Annotated in this window: 18 protein-coding genes (1 of these 18 cut by a window edge); 13 read left to right on the plus strand and 5 right to left on the minus strand. The window is 38.2% G+C overall.

The annotated features are described in order from the left end of the window. The first annotated feature begins 56 nt into the window (after positions 1-56). The 5 genes from fabL to BAOM_RS03560 all read left to right on the plus strand — a co-directional run bounded on the left by fabL (position 57) and on the right by BAOM_RS03560 (position 4,311). Positions 57-806 carry an enoyl-[acyl-carrier-protein] reductase FabL gene (fabL, locus tag BAOM_RS03540; protein WP_127759085.1) on the plus strand — a complete coding sequence of 250 codons (750 nt, stop codon included), beginning with the start codon at positions 57-59 and terminating at the stop codon, positions 804-806. 77 nt (positions 807-883) lie between these two features. Continuing rightward, positions 884-1,141: a gamma-type small acid-soluble spore protein gene (locus tag BAOM_RS03545; RefSeq protein WP_127759086.1), complete on the plus strand. Its 258-nt coding sequence runs from the start codon at positions 884-886 to the stop codon at positions 1,139-1,141. 166 nt (positions 1,142-1,307) lie between these two features. Further along, positions 1,308-1,556, plus strand: coding sequence for a YgaB family protein (locus tag BAOM_RS03550; protein ID WP_127759087.1), 249 nt, complete (start codon positions 1,308-1,310; stop codon positions 1,554-1,556). Positions 1,557-1,947: 391 nt separating this feature from the next. Continuing rightward, the gene (gene ntdP / locus BAOM_RS03555) at positions 1,948-2,478 is read left to right on the plus strand and encodes a nucleoside tri-diphosphate phosphatase (protein WP_119118820.1); all 531 of its coding nucleotides are present in this window, start codon (positions 1,948-1,950) and stop codon (positions 2,476-2,478) included. An 84-nt stretch (positions 2,479-2,562) separates the two neighbouring features. Beyond that, entirely contained in the window at positions 2,563-4,311 is a 1,749-nt protein-coding gene (locus tag BAOM_RS03560) for an ABC transporter ATP-binding protein (protein WP_127759088.1), read from the plus strand. A gap of 100 nt (positions 4,312-4,411) precedes the next feature. Here BAOM_RS03560 and BAOM_RS03565 read toward each other — a convergent pair whose 3' ends face one another. From BAOM_RS03565 to BAOM_RS03580, 4 genes are all read right to left on the minus strand, one after another. Beyond that, positions 4,412-5,311 (minus strand): EamA family transporter, encoded by a 900-nt coding sequence (locus tag BAOM_RS03565; protein WP_127759089.1) that lies wholly within the window; start codon positions 5,309-5,311, stop codon positions 4,412-4,414. A 219-nt stretch (positions 5,312-5,530) separates the two neighbouring features. Then, on the minus strand, positions 5,531-6,625 hold the full coding sequence (locus BAOM_RS03570; protein ID WP_127759090.1) for an FUSC family protein: 1,095 nt from the start codon (positions 6,623-6,625) through the stop codon (positions 5,531-5,533). A 271-nt stretch (positions 6,626-6,896) separates the two neighbouring features. After that, positions 6,897-11,369, minus strand: a complete 4,473-nt coding sequence (locus tag BAOM_RS03575; protein WP_127759091.1) for a glutamate synthase-related protein — start codon at positions 11,367-11,369, stop codon at positions 6,897-6,899. A 319-nt stretch (positions 11,370-11,688) separates the two neighbouring features. Continuing rightward, on the minus strand, positions 11,689-12,984 hold the full coding sequence (locus BAOM_RS03580; protein WP_127759092.1) for a glutamate-1-semialdehyde 2,1-aminomutase: 1,296 nt from the start codon (positions 12,982-12,984) through the stop codon (positions 11,689-11,691). A gap of 177 nt (positions 12,985-13,161) precedes the next feature. On the opposite strand from BAOM_RS03580, the gene BAOM_RS03585 reads away from it, so the two are divergent. The 7 genes from BAOM_RS03585 (at position 13,162) to perR (ending at position 18,626) form a co-directional block, all read left to right on the plus strand. Then, positions 13,162-14,169 (plus strand): ABC transporter ATP-binding protein, encoded by a 1,008-nt coding sequence (locus BAOM_RS03585; RefSeq protein WP_127759093.1) that lies wholly within the window; start codon positions 13,162-13,164, stop codon positions 14,167-14,169. Between the two features lie 41 nt (positions 14,170-14,210). Further along, a complete protein-coding gene (locus BAOM_RS03590; RefSeq protein ID WP_127759094.1) occupies positions 14,211-15,002 on the plus strand; it encodes an ABC transporter permease in 792 nt (263 codons plus the stop codon). A 4-nt stretch (positions 15,003-15,006) separates the two neighbouring features. Next, on the plus strand, positions 15,007-15,792 hold the full coding sequence (locus BAOM_RS03595) for an ABC transporter permease (protein ID WP_127759095.1): 786 nt from the start codon (positions 15,007-15,009) through the stop codon (positions 15,790-15,792). A 150-nt stretch (positions 15,793-15,942) separates the two neighbouring features. Beyond that, positions 15,943-16,362, plus strand: coding sequence for a potassium channel family protein (locus BAOM_RS03600; RefSeq protein ID WP_119118811.1), 420 nt, complete (start codon positions 15,943-15,945; stop codon positions 16,360-16,362). A 64-nt stretch (positions 16,363-16,426) separates the two neighbouring features. Beyond that, entirely contained in the window at positions 16,427-16,897 is a 471-nt protein-coding gene (gene bcp, locus BAOM_RS03605) for a thioredoxin-dependent thiol peroxidase (RefSeq protein ID WP_127759096.1), read from the plus strand. Between the two features lie 186 nt (positions 16,898-17,083). Further along, a complete protein-coding gene (locus tag BAOM_RS03610) occupies positions 17,084-18,028 on the plus strand; it encodes a D-2-hydroxyacid dehydrogenase (RefSeq protein WP_127759097.1) in 945 nt (314 codons plus the stop codon). A gap of 154 nt (positions 18,029-18,182) precedes the next feature. Then, complete coding sequence (gene perR / locus BAOM_RS03615) at positions 18,183-18,626, plus strand: peroxide-responsive transcriptional repressor PerR (RefSeq protein ID WP_127759098.1); 444 nt, start codon at positions 18,183-18,185, stop codon at positions 18,624-18,626. A gap of 35 nt (positions 18,627-18,661) precedes the next feature. Here the strand turns inward: perR and BAOM_RS03620 are convergent, their stop codons facing one another. Continuing rightward, complete coding sequence (locus tag BAOM_RS03620; protein ID WP_127759099.1) at positions 18,662-19,009, minus strand: YgzB family protein; 348 nt, start codon at positions 19,007-19,009, stop codon at positions 18,662-18,664. A 247-nt stretch (positions 19,010-19,256) separates the two neighbouring features. Between BAOM_RS03620 and BAOM_RS03625 the strand changes: the two genes are divergently transcribed. Beyond that, positions 19,257-19,500 carry the 5' portion of a nucleotidyltransferase-like protein gene (locus BAOM_RS03625; RefSeq protein ID WP_127759100.1) on the plus strand. The gene runs 620 nt beyond the window's last position, so the window shows 244 of its 864 coding nt (coding positions 1-244); it begins with the start codon at positions 19,257-19,259; the stop codon falls past the right edge of the window.

Below are 19,500 nucleotides of genomic sequence, written 5' to 3' on the forward strand. Positions count from 1 at the left end.
TTTGCTTATTCTCTTTAAAAAATAAACTTTTATACTTGGAAAGGCGGAATAAACAAATGACACAAAAAGTTGCACTTGTAACAGGAAGTAGTAAAGGATTAGGAAGAAGTACGGCATTAAAATTGGCTGAGGCAGGATATGACCTTGTCATTAATTATGCACGCAGTAAAACAAAAGCAATGGAAGTAGCCGCTGAAATTGAAGCGATGGGGCGCAGAGCGCTCGTTATCAAAGCGAATGTGGGCGATATTGAAAAAGTGAAAAAAATGTTTGCTGAAATTGAAGAATATTATGGTCGATTAGATGTGTTCGTTAGCAATGCCGCTTCCGGTGTTCAGCGTCCTTTAATGGAGTTAGAAGAATCGCACTGGAATTGGACCATGGATATTAATTCGAAAGCTCTTCTGTTTTGTGCTCAAGAAGCAGCTAAACTAATGGAGCGAAATGGCGGCGGGAAAATCGTGAGTATTAGTTCGCTTGGCTCGATTCGTTATTTAGAGAATTATACAGTTGTAGGCGTTTCAAAAGCAGCATTAGAAGCATTGACACGTTATTTAGCGGTGGAGTTAGCTCCAAAAAACATTTGTGTAAATGCAGTTTCTGGTGGAGCTATTGATACAGATGCATTGAAGCATTTCCCAAACCGAGAGCAGCTGCTTAAAGAAGCAGCCGAAGAAACACCAGCAGGCCGCATGGTGGAAGTGGATGATATGGTCAATACGATTATGTTTTTAATTTCTGACGGTGCAAGCATGATTCGTGGTCAAACGATTATTGTTGATGGCGGTATTTCATTACTTGTTTAATTATTCACTTATTTTTTTTCTTTTTTTAGGATAGTCTCCGCGATGATGGTTATCTTATTATCGTGGAGGTGATTTCAATGGCTAAAAAAACACAAACAGGTACAAATGTTGCTAAAGTGAAACAACAAAATGCTTCAGCAGGACAATTTGGTACGGAATTCGCAAGTGAAACAAATGCTCAAGAGGTAAGACAACAAAACCAACAGGCTCAACAAAATGCTGGAGCAAGACAAAACGCTTCAGCAGGACAGTTTGGTACGGAATTCGCAAGTGAAACAAGTGCTCAAGAAGTAAGACAACAAAACCAACAGTCTCAAAGCAGAGCAAAACGCTAACCAAACAGCGCAAAAAGCATCCTTCTAGTAGAAGGGTGCTTTGTTTATGTTGCATGATTCTTTTTCGACAAAAGTTCTGTTTGCTTTACAAAATTTATTGAAGGTAATTTAAAAAAAATAAAGAATATACATAATAAAGAAAATAAAGGTAAGGTAGGTGCATAAAATGGAGGAATTCGACCGTTTGATTGGTGTGCAGTTACAAACAATGGACAAGCTTTTATTTTTGCAATCAGAAATTGAGCGCTGTCAAGAGATTGAAAGACAGCTTCGGGTATTGCAAGAACTAGGTGCCGTTTCTATTCAAGAAGAAATAGAACAAAAGAAGAGCGAACTGGCAGAAATTCAAAAAGTATTTGAAAAGCAAACGGAAGAAGTTATCCGTCATTTTCAATTAGAACAAGCGGCATTGTAATAAAAGTTTAGATAAAGTGAAATGTTCACTCAGGGAGAGGACCTTCATCCCTGCTGATAGTTCATTGAAATAATCAAATCTTTACGGGCAGCTTCCCCTACCTATTTTCCTTTTTTAAGGGTCAGGCTGCCCATTAAGTGTGAGATGAAAATTCGGATAAAAGAGGCTAATTTATAGGTAAAGGGAGCTGTAGAAGGTCACAATATTTCGACTTTTTACACTTATTTACTAATAGATTGGTCTCTTTTGTTTTAAATTTATCAATAAATCGTTATAATAAAGGAATATAAGAAAAATGGAAAAGTTTAAATATATTGAACACATGAATCGTTTTAGGAATCAGGCACAGTAATGTGAAATAGGGTGCCTATAGAAAGTAGGGAGAGAAACCATGGGGATTGTTCCTACCGAGGGAGGGAAAATCCAAATCCAAAGTTATAAGCATAACGGACATATCCACCGAATCTGGGAAGAAACAACAGTTTTAAAAGGAACGCAAAATTTAGTCATTGCAGCTAATGATCGCACGATGGTAACAGAATCTGATGGAAGAACGTGGATTACTAGAGAACCGGCTATCTGTTATTTTCACTCTAAATACTGGTTTAATGTAATTGGAATGTTAAGAGAAGATGGTGTGTATTATTATTGCAATATCAGTTCTCCGTTTACGTATGATGAGGAAGCGCTGAAATATATTGATTATGATTTAGACATAAAAGTATTCCCGGATATGACGTTTAATTTATTGGATGAGGATGAGTACGAAAGACATCGAAAACTGATGAATTATCCAGATGCAATTGATAACATTTTAAAGAGAAACGTTGATTATCTGATTTATATGATACGTCAACGAAAAGGGCCGTTTTCGGCAGAGTTTATTGACACATGGTATGAACGTTATTTAACATATCGTTAATGAGGGGGAAACCTGTTGGATTATCAACAGGCTTTTTCTTTGGCTACACGTATTGTAAAGACTTAAATAATAAGGAGAAATTATGTGGACAGCGTAAAGAGATATTTGCAATTTGTAAAGCCGTATAAATGGATTATTTTCGCAACAATTATTATTGGCTTATTAAAATTTGCTATACCACTGCTTCTTCCCTTGCTTACAAAGTATGTAATTGATGACATTGTTGCTAATCATACAATATCGACTGATACAAAAACAGAACGACTATTTTGGGTTATGGCGATTATGGCCTTTGTCTTCATTGTACTTCGACCACCGATTGAATATTTCCGTCAATATTTTGCGCAATGGACAGGATCTAAAATTTTATTTGATATTCGCAATCAATTGTTTACTCATATTCAAAAGTTGAGCTTCAAGTATTATGCGAATCATCGGGCTGGTGAAGTCGTTTCACGGGTTATCACAGATGTAGAGCAGACAAAGAATTTTATTATTACAGGCTTAATGAATTTGTGGCTTGACCTTGCTACTATTGTCATTGCGATTGTGATTATGTTTTCGATGGATGTGCCCCTAACGATTGTTTCGTTACTGCTTTTGCCGTTTTATATCTTTTCGGTTAAGCATTTTATTGGCAAGCTTCGAGCATTAACGAGAAACCGTTCGCAGGCACTCGCCGATGTGCAGAGCCATTTACAGGAACGGGTACAAGGGATGTCGGTGATTAAGAGCTTTGCGAGGGAGGAGTATGAGCAAGAACAGTTTAATCAACAAAACAAGAACTTTCTTGAAAAAGCATTACAACATACGAGCTGGAATGCTAAATCATTTGCTGTTGTCAATACGATTACGGATTTAGCTCCGCTTGTTGTCATTGGATATGCAGGGTATCAAGTGATTCACGGAGGACTGTCACTAGGAGAGATGGTTGCTTTTATTGGATTTATTGATCGCTTGTATAATCCGCTTCGTCGTTTGGTTAACTCTTCGACAACTTTAACCCAAACATTAGCGTCTATGGATCGTATGTTTGAATTTGTGGATGAAAAATATGATATTACGGATAAGCCGGGAGCTGTAGAGTTAGAGAAGGTGGCGGGGAATATTACATTTGAAAATGTTTCTTTTGCCTATAATGAAACAGAAGAGCGGACTTTAAAGCAGATTCATTTAGAGGTGAATCAAGGAGAAACTATTGCACTCGTTGGGATGAGCGGAGGTGGAAAGTCCTCGTTAGTTAGTTTAATTCCACGATTTTATGATGTGACAGAAGGTCGTATTTTACTAGACGGGAAGGATATTCGTGACTTAAAAGTTCGTAGTCTTCGAGATAAAATCGGGATGGTCCTTCAAGATAATATTTTGTTTAGCGAATCGGTGAAGGAGAATATTTTGATGGGAAATCCAGAGGCGACAGATGATGAGGTCATTGCGGCAGCGAAGGCTGCAAATGCGCATGATTTTATTATGAATTTAACTGACGGATACGATACGAAGGTAGGAGAACGAGGAATCAAGCTATCCGGCGGACAAAGACAGCGCGTGGCGATTGCTCGTGTATTTTTAAAAAACCCGCCGATTTTAGTGCTAGATGAGGCAACTTCGGCTCTTGATTTAGAAAGTGAACATTATATTCAGGAAGCGCTTGATAAATTGGCGCATGATCGAACGACTTTCATTGTTGCCCACCGTTTATCGACGATTACCCATGCCAATCGAATTGTATTGATTGAGCATGGAGAAATTGTCGAAGTTGGTACACATGATGAATTGATGAAAAAACAGGGGCATTATTATCAGCTTTTTCAAGTTCAACAGCTGGATGCATAAGAAATACGATTTTGGGCTTAAATGAGCTAAAAATCAACATGTTATTTAACAAGAACCTATCTTTATAAAAAGGGTGCTGCGCTTCGGCGGCACCCTTTTTTTACGCTATTTTCATGGTGTTTTTTGATTTTTTGATATAGTGCTGTATATCCGGTAAGAGCATTCCAACAACAATTAGGCTGATCCCAAACCATTGCAGGGGAGAAACATATTCTCCTAATAAAAGAACAGCTGTAACCATAGCAGACGGCAGCTCTGCAGCAGAAAGAATCGCACCTAATCCAATGCCTATTTTCGGCAAGGCGATAGCAAAGAGGAAGAATGGAATAGCCACCCCAAGCAGGCCGAGTAAGATGCCGATCTGCCATAGGTCCGTTGTGATGATTCGTGTGACTAATTGAACAGGGTTAGCTGTGATGGCAGCGGCTAGCATACCTCCTGTCCCAATATAAAATAATCTAGAAGTTGTCTTAACTTTTGTCGCAAAACGAGCATTACAGAACATATATATTGCAAAAATAAGGGCAGAAAGCAACCCGAATAAAGCACCTTTTACGCTTAGGGCAGAAAGGGATTGGCCGAAAATAGCTCCAGCTAATAATGTGCCGACAAAAACTAGACCAATCGCTATCAGTCTATTTTTACCTGGCCATTTTCTAGCTAATAAACATTCAATAACAGTTCCCATCCAAATGCATTGAAAGAGAAAGACAACGGCGACAGAGGCAGGAAGCTCTTGTACCGAAACAGCGTATGTTTTACCGACTAAAGCAGCTAACATTCCTGTTAGTAACAATAATCCAGCGTGCTTCCAAGAAACGCGATAAGAACCTGACAAAAGGAAAACGATGGCGATAATAACCCACCCAATTACATATTGTGAACCGACTAGTTCTCCTGGATTGAAGCCGTTGGAATAGCCGATTTTAATTAAGGATGATAATGTTCCATAACAAATGGCTCCAATTAACATCATAATTGAATACTTTAATAGCTGCATGAACTAACACTCCTTTGTAAAAATAAAAAACGCCACTTGTCGTAATCGACAAGTGACGAACGAAAAAAGGAAACCTTTTAAAATTTCGTCTCTCAGCTAATAGCCAAGTTTAACTAGAGTTATATATTTAAGAGTAATGACCTGCTTATAAAAAGTCAAATTATTTTTTAAAGCAGGTTTATTAAATACTAGAGGATGATTCAGGCCAGCCTTTAGTTATTAAGCATTCTCTTCTTCAACAGAGACTTCGTTGACTCCTTTATGAAAGGATTGGAAGCTGACGATGAGTTTTTCTAAATGATCAAGCTGTTCACCATATTCCATAATGGCTGAGATTAAAGGGACAATTCTTGTTGATACATGTTCCTCGTCATCATGTACGGCATCTAGTTTATAATGTTGTTCAAAAAAGAGTGTAAGTAATTCTTGTTGACTTAAATAATCTTCACCGCTCCATTCTTCAAGATGACTAATTGATTTGATTTTCTCAATATGTTGAAGGAGAAGCTGCTCGTGCATATGGCTTAAATAATCAAGATGTTGTAAAAGTTTACGTTGAAAATTTTCAGGTAAATGGTTAATTTCATTTTCAAATTTATGAATTCGTTTTAATGTTTCAAATGCTTTTTTAGTGGTAATCAACATTTGTCGATAGACGACTAACTTTCTTGATTTGGCCAGGTTATTCTTTTTAAAATACTCTCTTTCTTCTTTGAACATAGAATACGTTTGTTCAATTTTTAATAAATCCTCTTTTAAACGATTGATGTCTTTTTTTAGTAGCATTTGATCAGAAGCGTGCCGTGTGCTAATGCGAATCCATTTTAATGTATCTTCAGTAGTCGCTGTAATCCCGTTATATAGCTTTGTTTCATACTTAGGCGGTAAGAACACAAGATTGACGAGAAAAGAGGAGAGAATTCCAAGTAAAACGGAAGAACAACGAATAAAGGCAAATTCGAGAAAATCTCCAGTTTGTGTTTCCATAATCGCAATGACCGTCACAATAGAAAGGATAATCGTATTTTCCATTTTTAACTGAATATTGATTGTGATGACAATCATTACAGCCAAACCAATAATGAAAATATCATTTCCGAACAGTAAAACGAAAGTGACGGCTACAATCGCACCAATCAGATTTCCCTGAACTTGTTCTAAGACGGATTGATAGGAGCGATAAATTGTCGGTTGAATCGCAAAGATTGCGGCGATTCCAGAAAGCATAGGGGCAGGAAGATTTAGCAGTTCGGATAAGTAAAGTGCTAAAACAATTGCTATTCCCGTCTTAAGAATGCGGGCGCCTAACTTCATATATTTAAATCCTTTCAAAGTTTATAGTTTGTAACATTTTGCTAATTAGCAACGAAGTAAACAACTGTAATATACAAGGTTTATCTTATAGTTTCAATAGGTAAATCAATATTTTAATTATTGTTACAATTAGTATATGTTTGATTACGAATAAAAAACTGGCTCCTATAATTAGGAAACCAGCTTTGGACTTTGTTCAAAGATAAGGCCATATAAAATTTTCAATCCGCTTCAGGCACCGAAGCGGATTGAAAATTTTTGTTGATTTATATTACTCGGTGGACACAGATGGGTCCGCTTGTTCTTTGACTGGTACAACTTGAATGAAGTGCTTCTTCGGTTCTTGGAGTAGTACCTCAAGGGAGGCAGCTTCCTCTCGTTGACCTTGTTCCTTTAATAAGGTCACATAATTGCCTAGTAGTTCCTCGATATCTTTCACGCCTTCGTCATTTAAAGGATCGATGGACACCTTTGCTCCTTTGGCAATTCGCCGTTTAAGAGTCTCTTTTGTTAAGCCAGCTTCTGGTTGATGACGTAAATAAATGACACCACCTGTCATACCGGCACAAATCCATGGACCCGGATCTCCTAACACTAACCCCCGACCATTTGTCATATATTCAAAAGCAAAACCTTTAATATTGGCAGAGACTGCGATATTTCCTTGCTCATTATCTGAGATTGGCTGTTTTAATTGACCGCCAATAATTATATCGGCACCAGATAGACGAATACCTGCGCGTGCATCAGCGTCACCTTGAGCGATGAGCAATCCATGCTGTGCGCCATACCCGAAGCCTTTCCCAACAGAGCCGTTGTAGAAGTTGCCGTCTTTCCCTTGCGATTTGAAGATGAAAATATTTCCTCCAATTGCGGTCTTACCAATACCATCTTGTGCGCCGCCGTTCACTTTAATCGAGATTCCTTCACTATTATAAGCGCCTAAACCGTTTCCTGGAATCGATCCATCCTGATAAGACAACTGAACAGGAGGAAGCTGTTTATAGGAGCCATCTAGTCGATTGCGAACACGGTGACAAGATACTCGACTTCCAAGCACACGCTGCTCAGATGTGATGGAGCTATACGAGCGAGATTGTTGTAAATCTTCCACTTGTGCATCTAAATATTCTGCTCCTACGGCTACCTGTACAGCACTTTCATTTAAGTAAGGAGCAGTTTCTATAGTAGAAAATGGTTCAATATCTAATGTTTTTAACAAGTATGTTAAATTTAATGAATCAAATCCTTTTACTTGTTCTAATAAATCCGAACGACCGACAATATCTTGAAGGTTTTTCACGCCGAGAGAAGCAGTTAATGCCTTTAACTCTTTTCCGAAGGCGGTAAACATATTCGTTAAACCGAGAACGGCTAAATCGAATTTACGCGGCACAAAACGTCGTAAACCATGTTCCTTTGCTTGTGCTTCTGATTCAATCTGCGTCGCAATGCCAACATGACATGTATCCAAATGGCAGCCGCGGCATGTTGTACAGCCTACGGCAATCATTGATAATGTACCGAAGCCGACACGATTGGCACCGAGCAGCATTACTTTTAAAATGTCAGCGGCACTTTTTAACCCGCCATCTGCCCAAATTTCCACCTGTTGACGAAGTCCTGCTTCAAGAAGAGCATTGTGAGCAGCTTTTACTCCAATTTCAACTGGAAGCCCTACATGTTCTAGTGCATGAATCCGGGCGGCTCCTGTACCGCCATCAAAACCAGAAAGTGTAATAATATCCGCTCCTGCTTTTGCAATGCCGACAGCAATGGTGCCGATATTTGGAACGACCGGCACTTTAACCGCTACTTTTGCCTTATCATTAGCCGTTTTTAGCTCATGAATCATTTGCGCTAAATCTTCAATCGAATAGATGTCATGATTATTAGATGGTGAGATTAAGTCAGAGCCAATCGTTGCATTTCGTGCTTCCGCAATTTTGGCTGTTACTTTGGAGCCTGGAAGGTGGCCGCCCTCACCAGGCTTTGCACCTTGCCCAATCTTGATTTCTAATAGGTTAGAAGAGTTAAGGAGCTCTGCATTGACACCGAAACGGCCGGACGCGATTTGCTGTCCACGAGTTTTTGGATATTTACCAAGCATATCTTTAATTTCTCCGCCTTCTCCATTCATACTAATCATGTTCAGTCGATTGGCCGCTTCTGCATAAGCGCGGAAAGCTGTTTCGTTTTGCGATCCAAATGACATGGAAGCAATAACGAATGGCAGATCATGATCCTTTATTGAAATGGTCACGTCTTCGGCAGAAAGCGATGTATTTGTTGTCTTAAAGGACGTTAAGTGTCTTATCGCTGTTGGATTGTTTTCTTCTTGTTCAGAAATTTTTTCCCGATAGGCATCGTACTCTCCGGTTGTGGCCATTTCACCGATTGATTTCCAAATTCGTGGGAACAGGTGAAAGGTTTTGCTGATACGTTCTTTTTCATTTTGATAATCTACTGCACGCTGAATGGCATCTGCTTTGAGTGCATCGAAATTATAGCCTAATTCATGGGAACCGAAAAAGTTGACAATCTTTAAATGTTGAACAATTTCCTCATGCAGGCCGATACTTGAGAACAAGCGTCCATATCCACGCAGCTCATGAATCCCAATGGTCGAAATGACTTTTTCTAGTCCTTTTGTTAAAGCCTGATATAGGTTAACAGAAGGTGTAGCTTCTTCCGTAGAGAGGGAGAAGAACATGTAATAAGGACTAATTAAATTGGCTCCAAGACCGTAAGCAAGAATAATGTCGTGCAGGGACCGAAGAGCAGCAGAACGTAACAAGATAGAGCAGTCGCGTCGTTTGCCTGTTTGGACTAACACTTGATCAACAGCTGATGTAATTAAGTGCGGGTCGAGCCACAGTTTGCCGTCTTGATGAGTTTCTTGATCATCAAGAATAAGCAAGGTTTTGCCTGCATTAACAGCAGCTACTGCTTCATCTGTAATTCTAGTTAGTGCGTCCGGAATATTTTCTGTTTCAGTAAATGTCGTAGAAATAAAGGCCGTCTGCTTTTCTTTTTCATAATAATGAACGAGTTGATCGTAGCTAGGCTGTTGAATAAAGCTTGAACAGTCATAGCCAAGCTGTCCTTCTATTAACAACGGCGTTAATAATTCCGTTACTTTTCCAGCTTGTTCAGCAGCGAACAGTGTTGGGCGTTTGCCGATAATGGTTCGTGTAGAAAAATGCTCTGTTTCCCGGTCACGGTCAATCGCTGGATTTGTCACGACGGCTACGCTTTCTTTAATGAAGTCTGCGATATTGGTTCGCTGTGGATTAAGAGCTGCAAGCGGTGCGTCATGCCCTAATGAACGAATCGGCTCGACTCCTTTTTCAGCCATTTGTTCGACTAATTGAATATGTTCTCTTTCCCAACCAAATGCTTTGTACTGGCCATTATGAATGGCTTCAGGCTGTGTTGTCGTCACCACTTTTTTGAAGGCTGGTGTTTGGAGACGCACGCTATCATTAGCTAAAGTAAATCGTTTTTTAAATCGTTCATAAATTTCTTCTTGAAAAGCTTTATAGTTATACAGTTTAATAGAATCCTTTTCCCATTTTAAGCCGACTTTTTCTCCTGGACCAAGCGGTTTTGGGTCACCTGTGTACTCAGAAGAAGAGATGATGCCCGGTTCTGAAGAAAATAAATAGGATGATTCTATTTCAAGCTGCCAAAGAGGACGTAAGCCTAATGAATCAACAGAGAATACAGCTTCATCGCCGAAACGGGAAATGATGGCCGCAGGACCTTGGGCGAAATGTCCCCAAGCTTCTCTTAAATACGTATATAGATTTTGAAGATGAGCAGGATATATTTTTATTTCATTAATAATAGGCGGGAAGACTAAATCTACAGCTTCGAATAATGAGAAGTTATGGCGATAAATAAACGTTTCGATCGTTCGGTTTAAATCTTGGGAATCACTTCCGTCCTTGGCGAGTGGGGTATTGATCATTCTTGCTTCATCACGCAGTTTAGCAATCGTATTAATTTCTCCGTTATGACCGAGCACACTAAAGGGCTGTACGCGGAAGAAGCTGGATAATGTATTAGTTGAAAAACGGTTATGACCTAATGTCATCGTTGAAGCTGTCACGGGATCTGCAAGATCTGGATAGTATTTAGGTAGAATATCACCGGCGCCCATCACTTTGTATACCGCATGATATTGGCTAAGAGAAGCGACGTGAATATGATGATTTTGTTCAATTGTGAGAATGAGTTCGAATAGTATGCTGGATAGTTCAGACTGTTGTTTCGTGTTTGCTGTACAGGCGAACTGCCAAAAGACAGGATTTTCTTGAATGGCAATCGGGCCTAATGCGTCTTGATTATAGGCTTGATCTGTTTCGAACACTAATGATAGTCCATGCTGAAGGAGTTTTTCTTTAACTTCTGTTTTTAGTTTGTGAGTATTTTCTTTTGTGCTTAAAAATAAGTGGCCAACAATAAACTGGTTGCTGTCAACAAGGTTAGGATCTACATTTTTTGCGGCTAATTTCTTTTTCCAAAGAGCTCTTGGAATATCAATATGAATCCCGACACCGTCACCTTCTCCGTTAATAAATCCGGCGCGATGATTCATTTTTACTAGTGCATGAATACAAGCGAAAATATTTTCATTTGTGGGCACTCTTTTTTTTTCAATACAAGCAACGATGCCACAAGCATCATGTTCTTCTTTATAAAACTCTTTAAAAGTAGCTGGGTTCCATTGTTGAGTCATTTGTTCGGCTCGTAATAAGGATCCACCTTATTAACTGCCTTTCACCTCCTACAAAACTTGTAATAGTGCAAGAAAACTCATATGAAAAGTAAATAAAGTATTTAACTTTTTAATAAATGGAATGATAAGATAAAGGATCAAAAAATGGAAATATAAGTTAATGATATCATCTAAATATTCAGAAATCAATCGCGTGTAAATGTATAGTAGATTGATTAAGGAAGTCTAATCTCTTTTTTAGAACGATTATAGAACAGCGGAGAAGAGCAAAAAAAACTCCTCGAAATCATGCATGCTGTTTTCGAGGAGTTTTTCTTCCTTACTTAGTCATTAAATGTTTGAAAGCGTGCTCTACGGCTTTTAATGTATACGTAATATCTTCTTCTGTATGAGCGGTTGTTAAGAACCAAGCTTCGTATTTAGATGGAGCTAGATTGATTCCTTGTTGGAGCATCAATTTGAAAAATTTACCGAACATTTCTCCGTCTGTGTTTTCTGCTTGCTCGTAATTTTCAACTTTTTCCGTTGTGAAATAAATCGTTAAGGCGCCTTTAAGACGGTTAATCGTAATTGGAACATGATATTGCTCTGCTAATTGTAAAATACCATCCTCTAATATTTTTCCTAAACGATCAAGCTCTTCATAAAGACCTTCTTCTTGTAAGACTTCTAAACAAGCGATGCCCGATAACATGGAAGCTGGATTTCCTGCCATTGTCCCAGCTTGATAAGCTGGGCCGAGTGGAGCAACTGTGTCCATAATTTCTTTTTTTCCACCGTATGCACCGATAGGCAGTCCGCCGCCAATAATTTTTCCAAGGGCTGTTAAATCTGGTTGAACTCCTAGTAGATCTTGAGCGCCTCCGTACATAAAACGAAATGCGGTAATGACTTCATCAAAAATAACGACAGCACCAGCTTCATGTGATAACTGAATCACTTCTTCAAGAAACCCTTTGTTAGGTTCCACAATTCCAAAGTTGCCGACAATCGGTTCAACGAGTACGCCAGCTACTTCAGGACCCCATTTTTGCAGAGCTGCTTTAAATGGTTCAATATCATTAAATGGGACGGTAATGACTTCTTGAGCACTGTTTTTTGTTACACCAGCAGAGTCCGGCGTACCGAGCGTGGAAGGACCGGACCCAGCTGCAACGAGTACAAGATCGAAATGTCCGTGATAGCAGCCAGCGAACTTGATAATTTTATCGCGGCCTGTATAAGCACGAGCAACACGAATGGTTGTCATAACGGCCTCTGTGCCCGAGTTTGTAAAACGAACTTTTTCTAGATTTGGCATGGCTTCTTTAAGCATTTTCGCAAATTTAATTTCATGTTTTGTTGGTGTTCCATACAAGACACCTGTTTCTGCTGCATGTGTAATGGCTTTTGTAATATGAGGATGAGCATGCCCTGTAATGATTGGACCGTAAGCTGCTAAATAATCGATGTATTTATTTCCGTCGACATCCCAAAAATAAGCGCCTTGTCCACGTTCCATGACTACAGGTGAACCGCCGCCGACTGCTTTATATGAACGGGAAGGGCTGTTTACACCACCGACGATATGTTCGAGAGCCTCTTTATGTAAACGCTCAGAATTAGTGAATTTCATTATGAAAAGCCTCCTAAATAAACTTACAAATATTCATACACCATCATAGCACTTTTTGCTTTGAAAAACATGAAGGCTGGGATATTGTGTGCGACAATTTAAGCGTTTCTATTGTTTATAGAAACGTCATTGGATAAACTAAGTGATTAGACAGGAATTTTATTGGAGGACTATGGAATGAGTAATGCAATTGAAGTGAAGGGGTTGCGGAAAGAGTTTAAATCGTATTCAAGCCGCTCTGGGTTGAAGGGAGCTTTTCGTGACCTATTAACAAGAAATTATAAAATTGTGCCTGCGGTCAATGATATTTCATTTACAGTGAAACAAGGAGAAATGGTTGCTTATATAGGAGAAAATGGAGCGGGCAAATCGACAACAATTAAAATGTTAACAGGTATCTTAACTCCGACCTCAGGAGAAATTGTAGTCAATGGTATGAATCCGCATCGGGAGCGTGAAAAATTCACTCGGACGATTGGGGTTGTGTTTGGACAACGCTCACAGCTTTGGTGGGATATTGCTGTACAAGAATCGTTTCGATTGTTGAAAAAAGTATATAAAGTATCAGATGAGCAATATAACGAACATATGAATCATGTAATTAAAACGCTCGATATTGAGCCGTTGCTTGATAAACCGGTTCGGAAGCTTTCGCTTGGGCAACGTATGCGCTGTGAGTTAGCTGCTGCTTTAATTCATAACCCGCCCCTTTTATTTTTAGATGAGCCTACGATTGGTTTAGATGTACTTGTTAAATTAAAAATCCGTGAATTTTTAAAAGAGATTAATGAAAAATACAATACGACCATCTTATTAACGACTCATGATCTAGGAGATATTGAGGCGCTTTGTGAACGAGTTGTCATGCTTGATAGCGGAGAAATTATTTATGACGGGGAATTGCAAAGCTTAAAAGAGAACTGGGGAGAAGATAAGGAAGTCCATTTTCAGTTTGTAAAGCCTGTCCAACAAGCAGAGTTGGAAGCATTGCCTTTATCATTTCCGGTTATATGGGAGTATGATGAAAAAAATCATACGTATTTAGCTGTTATTAAAGATGAGGGCGATCACATTTCACAGCTCATTTCGACCGTCGTTACTTCTTTTCCTATTAAGGATGTTAAAATTCATGAAACATCTATTGAGGAAATTGTGCGAAATATATATGAAACAGGCACTGTCTGACCTTTGCTAAAGTGAACAGAACAGATGAAAGGGGAGAGAGTGTGAGTAAATACATCGAGATGATTCGGATGCGCTTCTTAATGATGTTGGCGTACCGATTGAATTACTACACAGGAATAGTAATTTATACGATTAATATTGGGGCGTATTATTTTTTATGGAGTGCCATTTATGGAGATAAAGGATCCATTGAGGGATTAACGATTGAGCAGATGACTTCATATGTTGCGATTGCTTGGATGGCGCGAGCGTTTTATTTTAATAATATTGACCGAGAAATTGCCATGGAGATAAAGGATGGAAAGGTCGCCATTGAGCTGCTTCGACCGTATCATTATTTAGGAATGAAGACGATGGCTGGATTAGGAGAGGGAATTTTTCGCTTTTTCTTTTTTTCGATACCAGGAATGATTCTCGTCACGCTTCTTTTCCAAGTACATATTCCGTATAATGGAGCAACTTGGGGGTACTTCGCCATTTCGCTGCTATTTAGCTTTATTATTAATACTCAAATTAATTTATTAACAGGAATTATGGCCTTTTTCTTCTATAACAATACCGGTTTAATTCGCGCTAAAAGAGTAATAGTGGATTTATTCTCCGGATTACTTTTACCGATTAGCTTTTTCCCGTTGTGGGCGCAAGATGTAATGCGGTACTTACCATTTCAAGGGATTAGTTATATACCGAGTATGATTTTTACAAACGGCTTTAGTCATAGTGAGCTTTTGATGGCGTTAGGTCAACAATGTATTTGGGTAATTATTCTGCTTATCCCGATTCAACTTTTATGGATAGTAGCTAAAAAACAGCTCATTATTCAAGGAGGTTGAGAAAATGTTTTATATAGGAATCTTTTTTCAATATGTTAGTCAATATATGAAGACGAGACTGGAATACCGCTCAGATTTCATTGTGGAAATTTTATCTGATTTATTCAATCAGGCGGTGAATTTAGTGTTTATTCTCGTCGTTTTTGGCCACACGCAGTTTTTGAACGGATGGAATAGAGATGAAATTATTTTTATTTACGGCTTTTTTCTTATTCCATATGCGTTATTTTCAGCCTTTTTTAATATATGGGATTTCAATGATCGATATATTGTAAAGGGAGAAATGGACCGTATTTTGACGCGGCCGATTCATAGTTTATTTCAAGTTGTGATTGAGAGAATGGAGCTAGAATCGTTGTTTGGGTTAGTGACGGGCTTTATTATCATTTTTTATGCAGGGGCCAATTTAGGACTTGAGCTTACTTGGTATGATCCGATTTTATTTGTGCTATTTGCAATAGGCGGGGCACTTGCTTATGCATCCGTGTTTATCGTTATCGCAAGTGTTGGCTTTTGGTCGGATTCTAAAACATCGATTATGCCGATGATGTATAATATCGGCAACTATGGTCGTTATCCAGTGGATATTTATAATAAAGTGATTCGTTTTATGCTTACGTGGGTACTGCCATTTGCTTTTGTGGGCGTATATCCTGCTTCATACTTCCTTGGTAAGGAAGAGTGGTATATTTTCTCATTTTTAACACCGGTTGTCGGGCTTGTCTTTTTTACGGTGTCTGTGATGATTTGGAATCAAGGAATAAAAAAATATCGTGGAGCAGGAAATTAAGCAACTCCCTTCAACTGATGTTGGAGGGAGTTTTGACGTTAGGATGAATAAAGGAGCCTTCAGGATGAAGTTCACTCCATAAAGGTCATATATCGCTAGGACAAAGAGTAAAGATAGGGTATGAGTTGCTTTTGAAATGAGGCGTTTTTTATGATGTTTTATGTATTGGTCGTTGGCGTCGTTTTTTGTATGACGATGAGTATTCGAACACTTTTTTTAGCGGATTCAGAACAAAAGCGATTTTCAGTGGAAAACTTACTATGGCTTGGTAATTTGTATACGACAATTTTAGTTGGTTTTGCACTCATTTATTTATTATTTGAGCTGCAAAATTATGCAGTTATATTAGATTTGGGCAATCGATTAGATGGGAATTTTTCAGAGCAATTAAAAACAGCTTTTTACTTTAGTGCGATGACGATGTTTTCAGTTGGTTATGGAGATATTAGTCCCATTGGGGTAGGGCGGATTATTGCAACGATTCAAGCATTTATCGGATATACGTTGCCAGCTGCTTTTGTCATTCGGACGGTGATTGAGATGGAACATTTTGATAGAAAGGATAAATGAAAGTTGTCTTTCTTATCATATTTGAGTACGATTACGATGAGAAAGAAAGATGGAGGTACATATCATGACAGTTCATATTGGTGAGAAAGCCCCTGATTTTCGCGTCCGTGATCATCGTGGAGAAATGGTTTCGTTAGCAGATTTTAAAGGTAAGCATGTTGTGTTATATTTTTATCCGAAAGATATGACACCTGGCTGTACAACAGAAGCGTGTGATTTTCGCGACCAGCATGAGCAGTTTGAACAATTAAATGCCGTGATTATTGGAGTAAGTCCGGATCCGGTTGAAAGACATGTAAAATTTATCGAAAAACACGGTCTCCCATTTATTTTATTAGCAGATGACCAGCATGAGGTAGCAGAGCTTTATGAAGTATGGAAGCTAAAGAAAAACTTCGGTAAAGAATATATGGGAATTGAACGTTCAACCTTCTTAATTGATAAAGAAGGGGTACTTGTGAAAGAATGGCGGAAAGTAAAAGTAAAAGGGCATGTAGAAGAAGCTCTTGAATATGTTCGAAGTTTAGGTGAATAGTCGGAGAAGGTATGCCTATTTTCAGTTGGAAAGGCTTTTGTCCAATTCAAAACAAGCGTAGATGAATATGCTTGTAGTAAGGGAATACCTCCTCACAAACTAGTTGCGCGGGACTTAGGTTCCCGTGTTTTTTTATTGTATAAAAGACTATAAATGAATAAGAAGAGTGAAAGGAGAATGAGCAAGATGCTTATTGTTTCAACCATTACACCATCAGAAGAAATTCAACAGCATATTGAGCAAGCGTTTCTTAATGTAACATTCAAATATGAAGAGGTATGGAACGACAAAAGCTTGGCTGAAGCGGAAGTGCTGATTACATATGGAGAGGACTTAACCGATGAGCATATTGAAAAAGCAAAGAAGCTTAAATGGATTATGGTGATGAGCGCAGGTTTGGAGAAAATGCCTTTTAAGTCAATTGAAGAGCGTGGAATTCTTGTCACTAATGCTAGAGGCATTCATAAAATTCCTATGGCTGAGTATACATTTGGAATGATGCTGCAATATGAAAAAAGACTAAAACAATTAATTCAGCAAGAGCGTGATGAAAATTGGCAGAGCAGTATCGTAATGGGAGAATTACATGGTAAATCAATGCTTATTCTTGGTACAGGGGCGATTGGTGGAGAGATTGCTCGATTAGCTAAAGCATTTGGAATGACAACACTAGGTATTAATCGCAGTGGTCAGGGTGTTGAGCATATTGATACTCTTTATAAAATGGAAGAATTACTGGCTGTTTTACCTCAAGCTGATTACATCGTTTCAGTGTTACCGAGCACGAAAGAGACACGGTATATCTTAATGGAGAAACATTTTCAGGCAATGAAGAGCAGTACTGTGTTTATCAATATCGGTCGGGGGGATCTCGTTAAAGAATCCGTTTTACTTCAAGCGTTAGAGAAACAGGAAATTACACATGCTATTTTGGATGTGTTTGAATCTGAGCCGCTTCCACGGAATCATCCTTATTGGAATATGGAAAATGTTACAGTAACTCCCCATTCATCAAGTCAAAGTGATCAATATCTGCCGCGCTGTTTCGTGATATTCGAGAAAAATTTACAAGAGTATGTATCAAATGGTAAACAATATATCAATGTCATTGATATAAACAGAGGATATTAAAAAGCTTTGTATAAAAAACTAATAAAAAGCGATGAATCCTCGTATAATGGAGTATATTTAGTAGTAGAAATATTGACAAAATAAGTCGATAACAGGTACACTATTTATAAATATTATAATTTAATAATTTATACTTAATTAGAAAAAGAGGTGTATGGCGGTGTCTGAAATTCAATTAAAAGAAGCTTTAGATTCCTTGAAAGATACCGGTGTTAGAATAACTCCTCAAAGACATGCGATACTGGAATATTTAATAAACTCCATGTCTCATCCAACAGCAGATGATATTTACAAAGCGTTGGAAGGGAAATTTCCGAACATGAGTGTAGCTACTGTTTATAACAATCTTAGAGTATTTCGCGAAGTTGGATTGGTGAAAGAACTAACCTATGGTGATTCTTCTGCAAGATTTGATTTTGTGACAACGAATCATTATCATGTTATTTGCCAAAGTTGCGGAAAGATTGTGGACTTTGATTATCCTGCATTGGATGAAGTTGAACATTTTGCTGCTCAGGTTACAGGATTTAAAGTGAATGAACACCGGATGGAAATTTACGGACAATGTCCAGATTGTTCGAAAAAAGAAGCACATTAAAAAAGTTCCACCTTTTTGGTTGGAACTTTTTTCTTTTATAGCTGCCTTTGATTATATTTTTTGTTGAATGTCTTGCCTTCCAAGCTTTTGTCTAGTGTGAGTGCTTCATTACAGTGCATACATATGTCCACTCGTCCTAAAATTTTAGTAGGCTTCTGGCAGCTTGGACAAAGAACTTGGACTGTTTTAGTAGATAACATTCCAATCCAAAGATAAACACCTGTACTTGCCATAATGCATAAAAGACCGAGAAGCATAAAGATTGTCATCACAATCGGATGTGATTTGAAGATAATACCGAGGTACATAACAAGGAAACCGATGAAAATCAAACTTAATGCAAATGTTCTGATTTTATTGATTTTACTAGAATATTTAGCCATGGTAGTCCCTCCTGAAACAACTATATCACAGATGGTTTATGGAAAAAAATGAAAAATATTTTCAGGTCAAGAAAGAAATCATATCTATATTAGGATTTAGCAGGATTATGAAGAGTTTTGTAGAAATTTAAAAAATGGCTTTGTTATAATTAAGTTTTTCGGACGCGGCTCACTTTGTGCAAAGTGAGCTAAAATCACGTTTAAATTTAATAACAGTGCCTAAATAAAGCTTTTGGAGGAAGAGAAGATGGAGGATATCCTTCGCCCTATTTATCAAGAACGTGCTAGTTTGCAATCCACTCTTGGAATTTTATTAATTGAAAAAAGTGAAGATGCTAGTTTGATTACAGATACATTTGATTACATCCTATTTGTAATTGTAAATGAAGCAGAAGATTCAGTATTTGTTAAACACTATATGTATAAAGAGAAAAAAGCTGCCCTGCACGTTGTTCAGGAAGAGCAATTAAAAAAGTGGCTTCTTTTAGGCA

It is taken from the genome of Peribacillus asahii (assembly GCF_004006295.1).
Taxonomy (GTDB): domain Bacteria; phylum Bacillota; class Bacilli; order Bacillales; family DSM-1321; genus Peribacillus; species Peribacillus asahii_A.

Coding starts and splice junctions, on each gene's coding strand:
- fabL (WP_127759085.1), top strand. CDS start 57: ATGACACAAAAAGTTGCACTTGTAACAGGAAGTAGTAAAGGATTAGGA.
- BAOM_RS03545 (WP_127759086.1), top strand. CDS start 884: ATGGCTAAAAAAACACAAACAGGTACAAATGTTGCTAAAGTGAAACAA.
- BAOM_RS03550 (WP_127759087.1), top strand. CDS start 1,308: ATGGAGGAATTCGACCGTTTGATTGGTGTGCAGTTACAAACAATGGAC.
- ntdP (WP_119118820.1), top strand. CDS start 1,948: ATGGGGATTGTTCCTACCGAGGGAGGGAAAATCCAAATCCAAAGTTAT.
- BAOM_RS03565 (WP_127759089.1), bottom strand. CDS start 5,311: ATGCAGCTATTAAAGTATTCAATTATGATGTTAATTGGAGCCATTTGT.
- BAOM_RS03570 (WP_127759090.1), bottom strand. CDS start 6,625: ATGAAGTTAGGCGCCCGCATTCTTAAGACGGGAATAGCAATTGTTTTA.
- BAOM_RS03575 (WP_127759091.1), bottom strand. CDS start 11,369: ATGACTCAACAATGGAACCCAGCTACTTTTAAAGAGTTTTATAAAGAA.
- BAOM_RS03580 (WP_127759092.1), bottom strand. CDS start 12,984: ATGAAATTCACTAATTCTGAGCGTTTACATAAAGAGGCTCTCGAACAT.
- BAOM_RS03585 (WP_127759093.1), top strand. CDS start 13,162: ATGAGTAATGCAATTGAAGTGAAGGGGTTGCGGAAAGAGTTTAAATCG.
- BAOM_RS03595 (WP_127759095.1), top strand. CDS start 15,007: ATGTTTTATATAGGAATCTTTTTTCAATATGTTAGTCAATATATGAAG.
- BAOM_RS03600 (WP_119118811.1), top strand. CDS start 15,943: ATGATGTTTTATGTATTGGTCGTTGGCGTCGTTTTTTGTATGACGATG.
- bcp (WP_127759096.1), top strand. CDS start 16,427: ATGACAGTTCATATTGGTGAGAAAGCCCCTGATTTTCGCGTCCGTGAT.
- BAOM_RS03610 (WP_127759097.1), top strand. CDS start 17,084: ATGCTTATTGTTTCAACCATTACACCATCAGAAGAAATTCAACAGCAT.
- perR (WP_127759098.1), top strand. CDS start 18,183: ATGGCGGTGTCTGAAATTCAATTAAAAGAAGCTTTAGATTCCTTGAAA.
- BAOM_RS03620 (WP_127759099.1), bottom strand. CDS start 19,009: ATGGCTAAATATTCTAGTAAAATCAATAAAATCAGAACATTTGCATTA.